Source organism: Methylobacter sp. BBA5.1 (genome assembly GCF_000746145.1).
GTDB lineage: Bacteria > Pseudomonadota > Gammaproteobacteria > Methylococcales > Methylomonadaceae > Methylobacter > Methylobacter marinus.
In genome coordinates this window covers 67,498-84,506 of sequence record NZ_JQKS01000006.1, presented here as the reverse complement: position 1 = coordinate 84,506, position 17,009 = coordinate 67,498, and the positions used below count along the sequence as shown (strand labels likewise).

The following is a 17,009-nucleotide window of genomic DNA, read 5'->3' as shown; positions in this document are numbered from 1 at the left end:
TAGGCAGGGTTGGAGCTTTGCGGAAACCCAGCATAAGGGGCTTCGAAATGCTGGGTTTATCAACCCAGCATTTACACACTGTGAGAATGCCAGTTAAAAACCTTGCGCCCTTCATTGAGCACTAATAATTTGCCCAGACTGATTGAAAATGTCGGGCTTCTTTAAACAAACGGGAAATTTTTTAGAATTAAATATGGTTTTTCTATAAAATTCCCTTTTCAGCAAAATTTAACAGCCAAGTCTCCATGGATCTAAAATTCCTCGATTTTGAACAACCCATCGCTGAATTAGAAGCGAAAATTGAAGAGCTCCGCAATGTGGAGTTTGATAATAATATTAATATTTCAGATGCGCTTAAGCAGCTTGAAGACAGAAGCCTTTCCTTAACCGAGTCGATTTTTTCAGATCTTTCCGACTGGCAGATTTCCCAATTATCAAGACATCCCGGTCGCCCGTATACGCTGGATTACATTGAACACATGTTTACCGATTTCCATGAGTTGCATGGCGATCGTGCCTATGCCGATGATCCCGCTATCGTTTGCGGCCTGGCCCGGCTGGAAGGTCAACCGGTGATGGTTATCGGCCATCAAAAGGGGCGCGATACGAAGGAAAAGATCTATCGCAATTTCGGCATGCCGCGTCCCGAGGGGTACCGCAAGGCCCTGCGGGTCATGAAGATGGCCGAGCGCTTTAAAATGCCGGTCATTTGCCTGATCGACACCCCGGGCGCTTACCCGGGCATCGGTGCCGAAGAACGCGGCCAGAGCGAGGCTATTGCCAGAAACCTGTTTGAAATGGCGAAACTGAGAACTCCCATTATCTGCACGATTATCGGCGAAGGCGGCTCCGGCGGCGCGCTGGCAATCGGCGTAGGCGACCGGCTGATCATGCTCGAATACAGCACCTACTCAGTCATCTCGCCAGAAGGCTGTGCATCCATTCTATGGAAAAGCGCCGATAAATCGCAATTGGCGGCGGAAGCGATGGGCATTACTTCCGATCGTATTCGCGAGCAGGGGCTTCTGGATGAAGTGGTCAGGGAGCCACTAGGCGGCGGACACAGGAATTTTCAGACGATTGCCTTGAATTTAAGGGAAGCATTGATTCGCCATATGGATGAATTGAAGGCACAGTCTATTGAAGCCATACTGGAAAATCGATATCAGCGGATTATGAGCTTCGGCGCCTTTATGGAGGAAGGCCGATAAATTTCGGTTAATTAATCGGATCTTCAGGCCGGCATTTGCCGGCCTTTTGTTTTCTTATCCCTGCCTTTCAGGCTATACCGCATGCTGTCATCATCAATCATAGAATCGGCGCTGGATCAGGTTAAACCGAACGCGCATCTTTATATTGCCTACAGCGGCGGTGTCGATTCTCATGTGTTGCTGCATCTGTGTGCATCAATAGCAGGTCTCGGCGATAAAATGACCGCGGTTTACGTCCATCATGGCCTGCAGGCGGAAGCCGGAGTCTGGGCCGAGCATTGCCGCAAAACCGCTGAAGCGCTCGGTATTCAATTCAGGGCCTTGCGGGTCAATGCCGTTGCCGGGCCTGGCGAAAGTCCGGAAGAGGCGGCAAGAAACGCGCGCTATAATGCGTTAAGAGCGTTGATCGGCGCTAATGACGTACTGCTGGTGGCGCAGCACCGGGAAGACCAGCTGGAAACGGTGCTGTTGCAGCTGTTCCGCGGCAGCGGCCTGCGTGGATTGTCCGGCATGCCCGAATGCATGGCTTTCGGCCGGGGCGTCATGCTCAGGCCGTTGCTTAATGTATCCAGGCAGGCGATAAGGCATTATGCCGAATCGCATGCACTAAGCTGGGTGGAAGATCCCAGCAATCTGCATAATGATTACGACCGTAATTACCTGCGCAATACCGTCGTGCCGCTAATTAAACAGCGCTGGCCGGCTTGCGATAAAACAGTCGCCCGTTCGGCAAGGCATTGCGCCGAGGCGCAGACCGTGATGTCGGTCATTGCCGATGATTTATTCCATGCCGTTTTCAATGAAGCCGACAAGACCCTGTCGATCAGCCGGTTGAAGCAATTAAACAAGCACAGGCAGCAACTGGTCATCAGACACTGGTTTCAGACATTGGGCCTGAAAATGCCGCCCCAGGGGTTTGTTGAGCGGATTCTCACCCAGGTCGTCGCGGCAAGCAGGGAGAGCCATCCTGTGCTGTCCGGGCAGGGCCATAATATACGGCGCTACCGCGACAAGCTGTACTGCCTGAAGCACGCGTCAAAAGCGATTTTGCAGGATATTGACTGGCCCGCCGGGCAGGCCTCGGTGAAACTGGCCGATGATCAGTATCTGCTTTGCCAGCCTTCATCGGCCGGAATAGCGCGTGAGCGGTGGCGGCGCGCCAGAGTGGTTGTCAGATTCCGGCGCGGCGGTGAAAAGATTCTGCTACCGGGCCGTGAAGGGCATCATGTCCTTAAAAACCTGTTTCAGGAGGCGGGCATTCCGCCATGGGAAAGACAGGGCATGCCTTTGGTTTATCTGGATGATCAGCTCGCGGCTGTCGGCGATAAATGGATCAGCGCCGAATTTTATAGCGAAGAAACGGACGCTTGCGTCAGGTTGTATCGGAAAAGCCAAGAATAAAACCTGAAAGACAATGACGAATTTGGCATTGTCGATTAAAATGCACCTGTTTTGCGGCTCCATGGACGGGGATAGGGCGATGCAGGGGACGATTGCTTGCAACTGCTGCATAGAGGCGATATTTGCTGCTGCAATTTCGGCAGGCATCACATCCGCGTGGCTTATGCAGGAGCTACACCCTCCGGGGTACAAGGAGCAATGCAGGAAGCAATTGCCGGCATCACTTCATCAGTTACCATCTGAAGTCTAAAAATTCTACATGACAAAATACATTTTCATTACCGGCGGCGTTGTATCATCTCTTGGCAAGGGCATTGCCGCTTCTTCGCTGGCTGCTATTCTTGAGGCCCGCGGCCTCAAAGTCACCATGACCAAACTGGATCCTTATATCAATGTGGATCCGGGCACGATGAGTCCTTTTCAGCACGGCGAGGTGTTCGTTACCGAGGACGGCGCCGAAACAGACCTGGACTTGGGCCATTACGAGCGGTTCCTTAAAACCACAATGACCAAAAAGAACAATTTCACCACCGGCCAGATCTACGAAAGCGTACTGCGCCGGGAGCGTAAAGGCGAATATCTGGGGGCTACGGTTCAGGTCATTCCGCATATCACCGACGAGATAAAACGCCGCGTTTACAAGAGCGCCGAAGGCATGGATGTGGCACTGATCGAGGTCGGCGGCACGGTCGGCGATATCGAGTCGCTGCCCTTTCTGGAAGCCATCCGCCAGTTACGCGTTGAATTGGGCGCCGACAGGTCGCTGTTTATCCATTTAACGCTGGTCCCGTATATCCGTTCCGCCGGCGAACTGAAAACCAAGCCGACCCAGCATTCGGTCAAGGAATTGCGCACTATCGGCATCCAGCCCGATATCCTGATCTGCCGTTCCGAACAGCCGGTGCCGATCAGCGAGCGGCGTAAAATCGCCTTGTTTACCAACGTCGAGGAAAAAGCGGTCATTACCGCCGTCGATGCCGATTCGATCTATCGCATCCCGCTGTTGCTGCATGATCAGGGGCTGGACGATATCGTCGTGCATAAACTGAGGCTTGACGTGCCGCCGGCCGATTTAACCGAATGGCAAAATGTGGTCGAAGCGCTGACTCATCCGATTGATGAGGTCAATATTGCCATCGTCGGCAAGTATGTCGATCATACCGATGCGTACAAATCGTTGAATGAAGCCTTGATTCACGCCGGCATCCGGACGCGCCACAAGGTCAATATCCATTATATCGATTCGGAAATCATCGAAGACGAGGGCGTGGCCGGACTGAAAGGCATCGACGCCATTCTGGTGCCGGGCGGCTTTGGCGAGCGCGGCGTGGAGGGCAAAATCGCCACGGTTAAATACGCGCGTGAAAACAAAGTGCCTTATTTGGGCATTTGCCTGGGCATGCAGGTTGCCGTGATCGAGTATGCGCGTGATGTGGCCGGCCTGGAGGGCGCGCATAGTACGGAGTTTTTGCCTAAATCACCGCATCCGGTTATCGGCTTGATTACCGAATGGATGGATGAAGGCGGTCAGATCGAAACGCGCGATGCCAACTCCGACTTGGGCGGAACCATGCGTCTGGGCGGCCAGCAATGCGTGCTGCAGCCTGATTCGCTGGCTTTCCAGCTTTATCATAAAGATGTGATTACCGAAAGACATCGCCATCGTTACGAATTCAATAATCAGTATTTTGCAAAACTCGAAAAAGCCGGCCTGCGCTTTTCGGGCAAATCGATCGACGGCCGCCTGGTCGAAGTCATTGAAATTCCGGAGCATCCCTGGTTTCTGGCGTGCCAGTTCCATCCCGAATTCACCTCGACGCCCAGAAAAGGGCATCCCCTGTTTTCAGGATTCGTCGTTGCCGCCGCTAAACATAAGAAGGAAACCGTATAATGAAATTATGCCATTTTGAAGCCGGTCTGGATCAGCCGTTTTTTTTGATCGCCGGTACCTGCGTCATCGAAAGCGAGCAAATGGCGCTGGATACGGCGGGCTATCTCAAGGAAGTCACCTCGGTATTGAATATTCCGTTTATCTACAAGTCATCCTTCGACAAGGCCAACCGGTCCTCGCATGAAAGCTACCGCGGGCCCGGCGTGGAACAGGGGCTGAAAATCCTGGAAAAGGTCAAACAGCAAATCCGCGTGCCGGTCTTGACCGATGTGCATGAAGACACGCCGCTGGCCGAAGTGGCTTCGGTTGTCGATGTCATGCAGACGCCGGCCTTTTTGTGCCGGCAGACCAACTTCATCCAGAGCGTCGCCGCTCAGGGCATTCCGGTCAATATCAAGAAAGGCCAGTTCCTGGCGCCCTGGGATATGCTCCATGTCGCCAATAAAGCCAAGGCCACAGGCAACCAGCAGATCATGGTCTGCGAGCGCGGTGTGTCATTCGGCTATAACAATCTGGTGTCCGATATGCGTTCATTGGCCGTCATGAGAGACACCGGCTGCCCCGTCGTTTACGATGCGACGCATTCGGTGCAGTTACCGGGCGGACAGGGCACGTCTTCCGGCGGCCAGCGCGAATTTGTGCCGGTATTGGCCAGGGCGGCCATGGCCGTCGGCATTGCCGGACTTTTCATGGAAACGCATCCGAATCCGGCCGAAGCGTTAAGTGATGGTCCGAATTCCTGGCCATTGCACAGGATGAAGGAATTATTGGAAACATTGGCCACGATCGACCGGGCCGTCAAATCAACTCAGCTAATAGAAACAACCATATAATTTAAATAATAATAGGAGTCATCATGGCTAAAATAGTCGATATTCACGCTAGAGAAATTCTTGATTCGCGGGGTAATCCAACCGTTGAAGCCGATGTTGTTTTAGCTTCCGGCGTGACCGGCAGCGCCATGGTGCCTTCCGGGGCCTCGACCGGTGAGCGCGAAGCGATAGAACTGCGCGACGGCGATAAAAGCCGGTATTTGGGCAAAGGCGTATTGAAGGCCGTGGCCAATGTCAATGACGAGATTCGTGCCGCGATTATCGGCATGGATGCGTCCGACCAGGCCGCGATCGATCAGAAAATGATCGAACTGGACGGTACCGACAACAAGGGGCGCTTAGGCGCCAATGCCATTTTATCGGTCTCCATGGCGGCGGCCCACGCGGCCGCTAGGGAAGCAGGCATGCCGTTATACCGGCATTTGAACAAAAGCGGCGAGTTCATCATGCCGGTGCCGATGATGAATATCATCAACGGCGGCTCGCATGCCGATAACAGCGTTGACCTTCAGGAATTCATGATTTTGCCGGTAGGCGCGCCGTCTTTCCGGGAAGCGATCCGTTATGGCGCCGAGGTATTTCATCATCTGAAAAAGGTGTTAACGGCAAAAGGCCTGGCCACGACCGTCGGTGACGAGGGCGGGTTCGCGCCGAATCTCAGTTCCAACGAAGAAGCGATTTCCGTCATCATCGAAGCCATAGAAAAGGCCGGTTACAAACCGGGAGTCGATATCTGCCTGGGCCTGGACGCGGCCAGTTCCGAGTATTTCAAGAACGGGCGGTATGAATTGTCGGCGGAAGGCAAAAGTTTCGATTCGACGCAGATGACCGATTTCTTTATGGATTGGGTCTCAAAGTATCCCATTATTTCCATTGAAGATGGCCTGGATCAGAATGATTGGGCCGGCTGGAAAGTACTGACCGAAAAACTGGGCGACAAGATCCAACTGGTCGGCGATGATCTGTTTGTCACCAATCCGGCCACCCTGAAAGAGGGCATCGATAAAAACATCGCCAATTCCATTCTGATCAAGCTCAACCAGATCGGCACCTTGTCGGAAACGCTGGACGCGATCAACACCGCGCACGCCGGCGGTTATTCGGCGGTTATGTCGCACCGTTCAGGCGAAACCGAAGACACCACGATTGCCGATCTGGCCGTGGCCACCGGTACCGGGCAAATCAAGACCGGCTCTTTAAGCCGTTCCGATCGCGTTGCCAAATATAACCGGCTGATGAAAATCGAGGATGAACTCGGCGACCTGGCTAAATATGCAGGCCGCAGTGCGTTCAGAATGCTGTAATCGCAGGTGATGATTTTCGGATAATCGCAGGGGCGGCCGGCAGGCCGCCCGCTATCTCGTTCCGAGGGCAGACCAATAAAAAATCTTATAATAATTATCATCTTGCTGATCGTTCATCTTCAATACCGGTTATGGTTCGGCGATGGCAGCATTCGGGAGATTCAAGCGTATCAACAACGTCTCGATGACTTGAAGGAACGCGTGGAAGAAAAAAAGGTGCGCAATGAAGCGCTTTACGCCGAAGTGCTGGACTTGAGAAGAGGACAAGCGGCCATAGAGGAAAGAGCCCGGTATGAGTTGGGGATGATTAAGGAAGATGAGACTTTCTTCCAGGTTTTGGAATAATAATCAGCTTATAGTGATGGGCGCGGTGTTGCCTGTCCAAGATAGCGGGGGCGGACGGCTTGATCGTTTGTCCGTCTTTTTACCGATAAAGCGGTGAGCGGCACAGCGTGCCATCGCACTATTCGATTAGTAATAAATGACCGAGACTACAAAATTCTGGGGTATTGTGCCCGCGGCCGGTGTCGGCAAGCGCATGCAGGCGGACCGGCCCAAGCAATACCTTGAACTGGCCGGCAAGCCCGTGATCGAGCAGACCTTGTCGCGCCTGCTGCAGACCAATGTGTTTGAAGCCATCGCGGTGGCCGTATCCAGGGAAGATCCTTACTGGCCCGATCTGGCCATAGCGCGGCATGAGCGGATTCTGACCGCCCCGGGCGGCAAAGAGCGGGCTGATTCGGTGCTTTCGGCGTTAAAGTCGATAAGGGACAAGGCATCGGATACCGATTGGGTTCTGGTGCATGACGCGGCCCGCCCATGTATCACGGCTGGCGACATTCATCATCTGATCGCCTGTCTGATCCATGACGACGTGGGCGGCATACTGGCCCTGTCTTCGCACGACACCTTGAAAAATGTACAGGATGGCCGTATTGCCGGTACGCTGGACAGGAATCATATCTGGCGGGCGTTGACGCCGCAGATGTTCCGTTACGGCATGTTAAAAAACGCCCTGGAAGAGGCCGAGGGCAATCCGGCCATCACCGACGAGGCCAGTGCGCTGGAATTGAAAGGGCTGCGGCCGAAAATCGTCGAAGGCCGCCCGGACAATATAAAAATCACGCGGCCGGAAGATTTACCGTTAGCACAATTTTATATGGAACAACAATGATCAGAGTTGGACAAGGTTATGACGTGCATCGCTTCAAAGAGGACGGCGACGTCATTCTAGGCGGCGTAAAGATAGATTATGAAAAAGGCCTGGAAGCGCATTCCGACGGCGATGTCGTGCTGCATGCGTTAAGCGATGCCCTGCTGGGCGCGGCGGCATTAGGCGATATCGGCAAGCATTTTCCCGATACCGATCCCGAATTTAAAGGCGCCGACAGCCGCGTTCTGCTGCGCCATGTTTACGGCATCGTGCAGGAAAAAGGCTACAGCCTGGTCAATGCCGATATCACGATCATCGCCCAGGCCCCTAAAATGTCGCCCTACATCAGTGCGATGTGCCGCAATATCGCCGATGACCTGAAAGTCGATGTCGATTGCATCAATGTCAAGGCGACCACGACGGAAAAACTCGGCTTTGAAGGGCGCAAAGAGGGCATCGCCGTTCAGGCCGTCGTCTTGATAGAAAAATAACAGTGACGTGACTAAATAAGGGACATGACATAAATCAGGGAGTGTCGATGCGGATTCACTTGTGCCTTAGAAGGTATGGGACCTTGCGAATGAATTCGCACCTGCATCGGAGATCATCCGCACCCTTGATGACGTTATTTTATGCCTGTCCCTAAGCAAGCCATCATATCGCTACCCAGCCCCTATTAACCAGCCGAGCCGAACTTGACACAATCGATTGAACTACCCGAGTGGCCCTGTGTGTATGGCGGTCCCGCCGGCCGCGGCAAAATCCGCACGCTGCCGGAAGACTTTGTTGTCGACGAACATCTTGCCTTTGAACCGTCGGGCGCCGGCGAGCATGTGTTCCTGCACATCGAAAAAAAGGATGAAAACACCGATTACGTGGCCAGGCAGCTGGCCCGGTTTGCCGATGTCAGGCAGCGGGATGTCAGCTATGCCGGCCTGAAAGACCGTCATGCCGTTACAACGCAGTGGTTCAGTGTCTGGCTGCCGGGCAAGGAAGATCCCGACTGGAAGCAATTTGAATCCGACAACGTCAAGGTGCTTACCGCTGTCCGCCACGCCAGAAAATTAAAACGCGGGGTTTTATCCGGCAACAGCTTCAAGCTTGTCGTGCGGGACTGGCAGGGCGATCAGGAACAGACCATCGCTCGTCTGGAAGCCATGAAAGCAGGCGGCATCGCCAATTATTTCGGCCCCCAGCGTTTCGGCCATGAAGGGCGCAATGTCAGCCATGCATTGGCATTATTTCAGGGTGTGAAAGTCAAACGCGAGCAGCGCGGCATTTATTTATCGGCGGCCCGGTCTTATCTGTTCAACCAGATTTTAGCCAGCCGTGTCGCGCAACAAACCTGGAATCGGGCGGTTGCCGGCGATACCTATATGTTTGATCAGTCGCACAGCTGTTTTAAATCGGATCAGCCCGAGCAGGACATCGTCCAGCGGTTACAGAGTCATGACATACATCCGACCGGCGCATTGTGGGGCAAGGGCGAACCAGGCGTATCGGCCGATGCCCTGGCGATTGAGCAAGCGGTTATCGAGCAATACGAGCCTCTGGCCCGGGGACTGATCAATACCGGTATCGAGATGGACAGGCGCGCGTTAAGGGTGAATGTCCGCAATCTGCTATGGCAGTTTATCAGCGATCAGGTGTTAGTGCTTAGTTTTACCTTACCGGCCGGCAGCTATGCGACGGCGGTATTACGCGAAATCATCGAAGTATAAACAGAGAGACTACAGAATGGATTTAATAATCGCATTAAAAGCCTTTATCCTGGGGGTTGTTGAAGGATTGACCGAATTTTTACCTATTTCCAGTACCGGGCATTTAATTCTGGTCGGCGATTTGCTGGATTTTAATGATGAAACCGGCAAGGTTTTTGAAATAGTGATCCAGACCGGCGCCATTCTGGCGATCTGCTGGGAGTACCGGGTCAAGATCGGGGCCATCATCGCGGGTCTGTTAAAATGGCAGCCTGCCGCCTTAAAGTTCACCATTAACCTGGCGATCGCCTTTATGCCGCTGGCGATTCTGGGTCTGTCATTCGGCAGCCTGATCAAAGCGCACTTATTTAAGCCGATTCCCGTCGCGTCAGCGTTTATTATCGGCGCGTTTATTATTTTCTGGGCGGAAAAAAGAGAACATAAAATCCGCATTCATGAGGTTGAGGATTTGACCGCGCTGGATGCGTTAAAGCTCGGCTTTGCGCAGGCGCTGGCGCTGATACCGGGTACGTCCCGCTCCGGTTCGACCATCATCGGCGGCTTGCTGTTCGGATTGTCGCGCAAGGCGGCAACGGAGTTTTCTTTCTTCCTGGCTATACCGACGTTGATTATCGCCAGTATTTACGATTTGTATAAGCACCGCGAATTGCTGCACAGCACGGATTTGCCGGTATTTGCGATAGGCCTGGTCGCGGCGTTTTTCAGTGCCCTGCTAGCCGTGCGCGCCTTGCTGCGCTATATCAGCCATCACGATTTTACCGTGTTTGCCTGGTATCGCATCATATTCGGCGTACTGGTCATCGGTACCGCCTATAGCGGCCTGGTGCAATGGACCGTGGATTAAAAATCATCGCGTTCGTCCCGGTATTTCTCGGAGACGTGCAGCAGCACAAAAACCGCGCCGGCGCCGCCGTTTTTCTGCGATGCCGAGCAAAAGGCCAGAACCTCCTTGTGTTGTCTGAGCCATAAGTTGAGATTATTTTTCAGGACAGGATGGTTATCGGGTGAGCGATAGCCCTTGCCGTGCACGATATGGACACATTGGCAGCCGTCCTCTATGCACATGTGCAGAAATTTTAGCAGCTGGCGTTTGGCTTCGTGGCTGTTCAGTCCGTGCAGATCGATTTCGGCATCGAGCCCGAAATAGCCGCGGCGCAGCTTTTTTAAGACGTTTTTTTGCACGCCGGGCGCGAGAAAGCTCAGTGTGTCTTCCGGCGTCACGCTTTCAATATCAGTTTCAGCCGTATCGACTAAGTATTCCTCCATGTCGGGCGACGCGCGCCTGGGAATGGGCTTGGGTTTTTTTTCTTTTGTTAACAGTACCTTATCGCTCTTGATGGCGGATACTTTGCCGATGGTTTTGCGGAACAAATGACTGTCTTCTGAGGTGAGATTTTTTTTTGCCACGAAAGCTGATTTTGTCGAGTATTGTTGCTAATATGTTTGATTTTATAGCTTATTTTGCTTCAGGGCGACTGATAATGCACATTTTGTTAAGTAATGATGACGGGTACTTGGCTGAAGGGCTTTCCGCACTTGCGGATGCATTGCGCGGACATGCCGACATATCAGTGGTCGCGCCGGATAGAAACCGTAGCGCTGCAAGCAATTCACTGACACTGGAAAGGCCCTTGCGCATGTCTGTAGGGGAGAACGATTTTGTCAGAGTGGACGGTACACCGACTGATTGCGTGCATCTGGCCATAACGGGGCTGCTGGATACAGAGCCCGATATGGTTTTTGCCGGCATTAACCACGGCTCAAACCTGGGGGACGATGTGCTGTATTCGGGAACCGTTGCCGCTGCGACCGAAGGCCGTTTTCTAGGTCTGCCCGCCATCGCCATTTCCCTGGCATCAAGCAACCCCACCCATTTTGAAACAGCCGCGCATGTGGCTGTAACGTTATTGCAGCAATTGATCAAGTATCCTTTACCGCAAGATACGATTCTGAACGTCAATGTCCCCGACGTCACAATTAATGATTTAAAAGGCTATCAGGCTACGCGACTGGGTCAGCGGCATAAAGCCGAACCGGTAGTCAAGAGCACCGATCCGCGCGGACGCATTATTTACTGGGTGGGGCCGCCCGGGACCGAACAGGATGCAGGTCCCGGAACTGATTTTCACGCCATCAACACGGGTTATGTGTCGGTTACGCCTCTGCAGGTCGATTTAACCTGGTATGAACGCATCAATGGATTAAAGGCCTGGCTGCCTGAGGAGAAAAATTTATGATGCGAAGTCTGCAAGGAATAGGCATGACGTCCCGGCGTACCCGGGAGCGCATGATCAACCGGCTGGCCCAGCAGGGCATTAGCAACAATAAAATTCTTGACGCCATGCGCGATACGCCGCGGCATATTTTCATGGACGAAGCGCTGGCGAGCAGGGCGTATGAAGATGTCGCCCTGCCGATTGGCTACAATCAGACGATTTCCCAGCCTTATATCGTCGCCAAAATGACGGAGCTGCTGCTCGAGTTCGGCCGCCTGGCGAAAGTGCTTGAGATTGGAACCGGTTGCGGTTATCAGACCGCCATTCTGGCGCAGCTGGCAGATCATGTGTATACCATGGAAAGAATCTGGCCTTTACAGAAAAAAGCGAAAAACCATTTATGGGATTTAAAGCTCAAGAACGTCAGTTATCAGCATAACGATGGCATTTTGGGCTGGCCGGAACAGGCACCGTTCGACGGCATTCTGGTATCTGCCGCGCCGTCGGAAATTCCGGAAACGCTGCTGCGGCAGATGGCGCTGGGCGGGATTATGATCATTCCGGTCGGCAAAAGCGGAAATCAGACATTACAACGGGTTGTCCGTACCCAGGGCGGGTTTGAAGTTGAAGAACTGGAACCGGTCAGCTTTGTACCTTTTTTATCAGGGAGAGAACTATGATGTTTCAAAAATTATATGACAAGGCGTTGTCATGGTCTAAACACAGGCATGCGGTGAAATATTTATGCACGCTAAGTTTCGCCGAGTCCTCGTTTTTTCCGGTACCGCCCGACGTCATGCTGGCGCCGATGGCGTTATCGCAGCCCGATAAGGCCTTCCGGCTGGCGACATTTACCACGATCGCCTCGGTTCTGGGCGGCATGCTGGGCTATGCGATCGGCTATTTCATGTTCGATAGTCTCAGGCCCTGGCTGGAGACAACGCATTATTGGGACAGTTATTTGCTGGCGAGGACCTGGTTTGAGCAGTGGGGTTTCTGGGCGATCTTCATCGCGGGGTTTTCACCGATTCCCTACAAGGTTTTCACGATCGCGGCCGGCACGCTCAATATGGTGTTTCTGCCTTTTGTATTGGCTTCATTCATTGGCCGCGGCGCGCGCTTTTTTCTGGTGGCCATGCTGCTGGCGGCCGGCGGAGCAAAGCTGGAGTCGAAATTGCGCGAATACATGGACCGGCTGGGCTGGGCGACTGTCGCTTTAGTGATTGTCGGCGCTGGCATCTATAAGCTGTGGCAGCCGGGATGATGCTTGCGGAGACCAAAACGCTGAGCCTGATCCGACAGTTTCCGGGGGTAGTCTCAACTGCATCAGGCATTGACCTCAAATCGACCTTGAGGCGTCGATCAGGATTTCCGAAGGGCTACTGTCAGCGGCAAAGCAGAAAACCATTTAAAAACAAGGCAACTTGATCGAATGCAAAAACTTTGTTTTCGTTGTATTTTTTTAATTGGGATTGGGATCAAAATCCAGAGGACTTTGTGCCTGTTTAATCGCTTTCTGCACCACTGATTCATGAATGTGGTAACGCCTGCGTTCCTGTTTTTCCGTTATCAGCGTCAGCGATTGGGCCGGAAAAAACCATTGCCAGATAAGTTCTTTCGCGGCGTTCTTATCTTTTCGATCTAGTAGTCAGTCCATTTAATTATGGCGGTTAAGTTGTAGGTGCGAATTTATTCGCACTATTCGCACGCCATGAATGCTCTGCAAATTTTACTCGTCAGAACAAGGCTGACTAAGTACTAGTTGATCCGGTAAAAACGTACCGGTGTATTTCGCCTTCAAGTCCGCTTCATGCAAGTCGATCACCCTCTGTAATTGCTGTTTTAACGCCGGAACAAGCGATTGCGGCAGGGGCACCGTTCGGTCTTTTTTACCTTTGCCATCATGGACCGTCAAAATACCGGCATCAAGATTGAAACACTGTACGCGCAGATTCAGGCATTCAAACAGCCGTAAACCGCAACCGTATAAAAGTTTGGCGACCAGGTTAACGGGGTCTTCGAGGTGATCGAAAATCAAATCGATTTCTTCGCGGGAGAGTACCACGGGGATATCAGGCTTGCGCTTTGCCCTGGCCACGCCTTTGATTTCGCCAAACTCTTTTTTTAGCACCTGTTTGTATAAAAACAACAAGGCATTAAATGCCTGATTTTGACTGGAGGCGGAAACCTTTTTTTCGACGGCAAGATACGTCAAAACATCAACCACATCCTGTTATGTAAGCATCTGATAATCCTTGCTTTGGGTAAATGTCTGTAACTGACGCACCCAGCCACGGTAGGATTTCAAGGTTTTTGGTGAATAATGACGAATTATAATTTCGTTGTTTAAAGTATCATAGACAAATACCCAACTGGTTCCGGTTTTAACACTTCTGTTGCCATCCTTTTTAATCTTCTTACAGACATACGTTTGTGGTGGTTCTTGCTGAATCAGTATTTCGGCAGGAAGTGTTTGAGCGCTATTGTTGATTTCAGGCGCTACACCCTGATGATAAGTCGGCGGCATTGGGGAGATTGTGGATAAACTTCTGGTTGGCTTTATGGTCTTGTTAGAACGGGCTGGAGCTGGCCTGAATGCGGCATGCATCTCATAAAACAACGCAATAGCCTGTCGAGCTTGGTCTCGTTGCTGCTCCGATTGTCGTTTGTCCTCCAGCTTCTTCAAAAACAGCGGCAAACTGGCTGGCTGAAAAGGATTGTGACAGTACTTGTTGCAAAAGTCCCAATAAAAACGCAGCCATTTTTTATAAAAATACTTGATGTTGTCAGGGTACGATTTTTTTAATCAATTCAGCGTCAAATTGCCGGGATAAATCATCAGGAAGTTTCATCATCGGTAATATCCATGTCTATTTATTACGATTAATATGAATGTTATCCCGTTTAGAGACACAAGACTTCCAGAACTATTTTGCCCTATAGACGCTCTGGAATATAAGATATGCCGACCTAGATAATAACTTGATGGCTCGGCTTCGGAGCCATCGGGTCGAATAAGGAGCGCAACAGTTAATAAACTCACTGCTACTATTAACCTATCGCCATCAATCGAATCAAGACAGACGCTAACGCGCTCCTTATTCGACCCGTTAAGCTTCAAAAAGGGAACAGAAATTAAATGACATACGATGTAATAGCTCTTGCATGCGAAAAGCTTAGTTATAGGGATAAACTGCGCCTTGCTCAATTGTTAATACAGGTGGCAAGAAAGGAAGAAGAGAATTCAAACCCACAAAATCGATCAGAATCAGAAGTTACTATAAAAAGTTCCAAAATCACCAAAGCACAAGCCACTGATGAAATTGACACCTTCGGATACGTTGTTGAAAGGCTTTTGAAATTGAGACCGAGCAAGAAAAAGACGTTAGTCAATTCAATAAGGTCAATGTTTCAATTCCAAGGCGGCATTTCAGAGGCGGATATCGACACTATTATCGATGAGCTTGAAAAGCGTAAGCATATAAAAATTGAGCAAAATAGTGTCTGCTATTTATAATCGAATTCAGCTTGATCATTGAGGCAAGTTATCCTTTTCTTTAAGCTCTTCAATCCCCTATATCATTAATGGAGAAAATCCATGGAACTCTCAGCAGTTTTAACGCCATCCCCTGAAGGGGGATATGTCGCCTTCAATCCGGAAACCGGCACAACTACACAAGGTGAAACCGTTGAAGAAGCATTGAGCAATCTACGTGAAGCGACCGAGCTTTATCTTGAAGAATTTCCTATTACCATTGCCGGACGCCCTCTGCTGACCTCATTCCAAGTACCGGAACATGCCTAAATTGCCGGTTGTGTCAGGAGCAGAGGTTGTGCGGGCGTTGCAGCGTTTGGGATTCGTGGTTGTACGGCAATGTGGTAGCCATATCGTGATGCGACGCGGTTCCTCGGGTTGCGTTGTGCCTAATCACGCCGAACTAAAAACTGGTACGTTGAGCGGAGTTCTGAAACAGGCTGGTATTTCCCCCGACGAATTTATTGCGGCGCTTCACGCTTAACCATACGCTCCAGCGGACTCCGCTAACGCTTAGCCGCCGATCTTTGCGTTAGAGTACAACTTAAAATGTCTGGAGCCGGAAAGATATCCAAGGGGCGCGGGGGCAGGTCTAGATTAGTAGTATTGCTTGCTATATACTTTGTTCATGACCAGACCTATTAGAATCGAATTTTCAGGCGCGTTCTATCATGCGACTTCCCGTGGTGACCGTCGCGAAAACATTTATGAAGATGATGAAGACAGGGTTCAATTCCTTGATGTTTTGAAGCGTGTTGTAGAGGATTTTAACTGGGTTTGTCATGCTTATTGTTTGATGACTAACCATTATCATTTGGTCATAGAAACGCCTGATGCCAATCTTTCGAAAGGTATGCGGCAGTTGAACGGTGTTTATACGCAAACATCGAATCGCCGGCACGGCCGCTCCGGGCATTTATTTCAAGGCCGCTACAAAGCGATACTGGTTGATGGCGAAAATTACCTTTTAGAACTGACGCGTTATGTTTTACTCAATCCTGTCCGAGTCGGAATGGTGACATCGCCTGGAGACTGGGTATGGAACAGTTATCGGGCGATGACCGGTGAAGCACCGGTACCGTCATGGTTGGCCACCGATGGCTTGTTGGCTCAGTTTTCAACTCATCGTAACACGGCCATAAAACGTTATAGGGAATTTGTCACACAAGGGATTGACCAGGAGTCCATCTGGCGAGCGCTAAAACGTCAAATATTCCTCGGGGATGACACATTCGTATCGCAGATGCAGGGCAAAATTAAAGGGAAAAACAACGATGTCAATTTTCCAAAAGCACAAAGACGAGCGCCCGCATTGCCATTAGCCGAATATCAAAAACTTTCTGCCAGCCGGAACGAGGCGATCATCTCGGCCTATGCCACAGGGGAATATAGCTATCAACAAATAGCGGATTTTTTTGAACTACATTTTACAACCGTCGGTAAAATTATCAGGGCAGCAAGATCAAAAAGAAAGCTATGAATCTAGACCTGACCCTTTTGCTGACCCTGACCCTTTTGCTGACCCTTTTGCCTTGATGAATCTAGACCTGACCCTTTTGCTGACCCTTTTGCTGACCCTTTTGCCTTGATGAATCTAGACCTGACCCTTTTGCCTTGACCCTTTTGCCTTGCTAAAGGGCATATGTGCGTATCCTATCGGGTTTATGAAAACCTCTGGCGCTCTTCGGCCAGTGAATGGCTTGTTTTCATGGCGTCGCATGCCCCTGAAGGTAATGTTTCCGAG

The 17,009-nt window shown here is 51.3% G+C and carries 20 protein-coding genes; 17 read left to right on the top strand and 3 right to left on the bottom strand.

Going from position 1 to position 17,009, the window contains the following annotated elements; all coding sequences use genetic code 11:
• Window positions 1-245: 245 nt before the first annotated feature.
• The 10 genes from accA to EK22_RS05425 all read left to right on the top strand — a co-directional run bounded on the left by accA (window position 246) and on the right by EK22_RS05425 (window position 10,358).
• Window positions 246-1,211: an acetyl-CoA carboxylase carboxyl transferase subunit alpha gene (gene accA, locus EK22_RS05475; protein ID WP_036248797.1), complete on the top strand. Its 966-nt coding sequence runs from the start codon at window positions 246-248 to the stop codon at window positions 1,209-1,211.
• 81 nt (window positions 1,212-1,292) lie between these two features.
• Window positions 1,293-2,612, top strand: a complete 1,320-nt coding sequence (gene tilS / locus EK22_RS05470) for a tRNA lysidine(34) synthetase TilS (protein ID WP_036248795.1) — start codon at window positions 1,293-1,295, stop codon at window positions 2,610-2,612.
• Window positions 2,613-2,871: 259 nt separating this feature from the next.
• Window positions 2,872-4,503 carry a CTP synthase gene (locus EK22_RS05460; RefSeq protein WP_020157836.1) on the top strand — a complete coding sequence of 544 codons (1,632 nt, stop codon included), beginning with the start codon at window positions 2,872-2,874 and terminating at the stop codon, window positions 4,501-4,503.
• On the top strand, window positions 4,503-5,336 hold the full coding sequence (gene kdsA, locus EK22_RS05455; protein ID WP_036248791.1) for a 3-deoxy-8-phosphooctulonate synthase: 834 nt from the start codon (window positions 4,503-4,505) through the stop codon (window positions 5,334-5,336). The genes EK22_RS05460 and kdsA overlap by 1 nt, the downstream gene beginning before the upstream one ends.
• Before the next feature lie 23 nt (window positions 5,337-5,359).
• Complete coding sequence (eno, locus tag EK22_RS05450; RefSeq protein ID WP_036248787.1) at window positions 5,360-6,640, top strand: phosphopyruvate hydratase; 1,281 nt, start codon at window positions 5,360-5,362, stop codon at window positions 6,638-6,640.
• 75 nt (window positions 6,641-6,715) lie between these two features.
• Entirely contained in the window at window positions 6,716-6,985 is a 270-nt protein-coding gene (gene ftsB / locus EK22_RS05445; RefSeq protein ID WP_027147024.1) for a cell division protein FtsB, read from the top strand.
• 136 nt (window positions 6,986-7,121) lie between these two features.
• Window positions 7,122-7,814, top strand: coding sequence for a 2-C-methyl-D-erythritol 4-phosphate cytidylyltransferase (ispD, locus tag EK22_RS05440; protein ID WP_036248784.1), 693 nt, complete (start codon window positions 7,122-7,124; stop codon window positions 7,812-7,814).
• Window positions 7,811-8,284, top strand: a complete 474-nt coding sequence (ispF, locus tag EK22_RS05435; RefSeq protein ID WP_036248782.1) for a 2-C-methyl-D-erythritol 2,4-cyclodiphosphate synthase — start codon at window positions 7,811-7,813, stop codon at window positions 8,282-8,284. The genes ispD and ispF overlap by 4 nt, the downstream gene beginning before the upstream one ends.
• A 204-nt stretch (window positions 8,285-8,488) precedes the next feature.
• Window positions 8,489-9,514: a tRNA pseudouridine(13) synthase TruD gene (truD, locus tag EK22_RS05430; RefSeq protein WP_152565006.1), complete on the top strand. Its 1,026-nt coding sequence runs from the start codon at window positions 8,489-8,491 to the stop codon at window positions 9,512-9,514.
• A 16-nt stretch (window positions 9,515-9,530) separates the two neighbouring features.
• Window positions 9,531-10,358 carry an undecaprenyl-diphosphate phosphatase gene (locus EK22_RS05425; RefSeq protein ID WP_020157829.1) on the top strand — a complete coding sequence of 276 codons (828 nt, stop codon included), beginning with the start codon at window positions 9,531-9,533 and terminating at the stop codon, window positions 10,356-10,358.
• Here the strand turns inward: EK22_RS05425 and EK22_RS05420 are convergent.
• On the bottom strand, window positions 10,355-10,921 hold the full coding sequence (locus EK22_RS05420; RefSeq protein ID WP_036248780.1) for a Smr/MutS family protein: 567 nt from the start codon (window positions 10,919-10,921) through the stop codon (window positions 10,355-10,357). The genes EK22_RS05425 and EK22_RS05420 overlap by 4 nt on opposite strands.
• A gap of 74 nt (window positions 10,922-10,995) precedes the next feature.
• Between EK22_RS05420 and surE the strand changes: the two genes are divergently transcribed.
• Genes surE through EK22_RS05405 form a run of 3 tightly spaced genes read left to right on the top strand, consistent with a single transcriptional unit; the run spans window position 10,996 to window position 12,994 of the window.
• Window positions 10,996-11,751: a 5'/3'-nucleotidase SurE gene (gene surE, locus EK22_RS05415; protein ID WP_027147023.1), complete on the top strand. Its 756-nt coding sequence runs from the start codon at window positions 10,996-10,998 to the stop codon at window positions 11,749-11,751.
• Window positions 11,748-12,410, top strand: a complete 663-nt coding sequence (locus tag EK22_RS05410) for a protein-L-isoaspartate(D-aspartate) O-methyltransferase (protein WP_036248777.1) — start codon at window positions 11,748-11,750, stop codon at window positions 12,408-12,410. The genes surE and EK22_RS05410 overlap by 4 nt, the downstream gene beginning before the upstream one ends.
• Window positions 12,407-12,994: a YqaA family protein gene (locus EK22_RS05405; RefSeq protein WP_020157825.1), complete on the top strand. Its 588-nt coding sequence runs from the start codon at window positions 12,407-12,409 to the stop codon at window positions 12,992-12,994. The genes EK22_RS05410 and EK22_RS05405 overlap by 4 nt, the downstream gene beginning before the upstream one ends.
• A gap of 465 nt (window positions 12,995-13,459) precedes the next feature.
• On the opposite strand, the gene EK22_RS23045 is transcribed toward EK22_RS05405, so the two are convergent.
• Both EK22_RS23045 and EK22_RS23040 read right to left on the bottom strand, forming a co-directional pair.
• A complete protein-coding gene (locus EK22_RS23045; RefSeq protein ID WP_051961698.1) occupies window positions 13,460-13,957 on the bottom strand; it encodes a tyrosine-type recombinase/integrase in 498 nt (165 codons plus the stop codon).
• A gap of 6 nt (window positions 13,958-13,963) precedes the next feature.
• Window positions 13,964-14,416 (bottom strand): hypothetical protein, encoded by a 453-nt coding sequence (locus EK22_RS23040; protein ID WP_152565005.1) that lies wholly within the window; start codon window positions 14,414-14,416, stop codon window positions 13,964-13,966.
• Window positions 14,417-14,869: 453 nt separating this feature from the next.
• Between EK22_RS23040 and EK22_RS05395 the strand changes: the two genes are divergently transcribed.
• The 4 genes from EK22_RS05395 to EK22_RS05385 all read left to right on the top strand — a co-directional run bounded on the left by EK22_RS05395 (window position 14,870) and on the right by EK22_RS05385 (window position 16,745).
• Window positions 14,870-15,247: a hypothetical protein gene (locus tag EK22_RS05395; RefSeq protein ID WP_036248774.1), complete on the top strand. Its 378-nt coding sequence runs from the start codon at window positions 14,870-14,872 to the stop codon at window positions 15,245-15,247.
• An 81-nt stretch (window positions 15,248-15,328) separates the two neighbouring features.
• Window positions 15,329-15,535, top strand: coding sequence for a hypothetical protein (locus EK22_RS05390; protein WP_036248771.1), 207 nt, complete (start codon window positions 15,329-15,331; stop codon window positions 15,533-15,535).
• Window positions 15,528-15,749 carry a type II toxin-antitoxin system HicA family toxin gene (locus EK22_RS23515; RefSeq protein ID WP_081917773.1) on the top strand — a complete coding sequence of 74 codons (222 nt, stop codon included), beginning with the start codon at window positions 15,528-15,530 and terminating at the stop codon, window positions 15,747-15,749. Before EK22_RS05390 ends, EK22_RS23515 begins: the two co-directional genes overlap by 8 nt.
• Before the next feature lie 144 nt (window positions 15,750-15,893).
• Window positions 15,894-16,745 carry a transposase gene (locus tag EK22_RS05385; protein WP_036248954.1) on the top strand — a complete coding sequence of 284 codons (852 nt, stop codon included), beginning with the start codon at window positions 15,894-15,896 and terminating at the stop codon, window positions 16,743-16,745.
• Window positions 16,746-17,009: the final 264 nt, after the last annotated feature.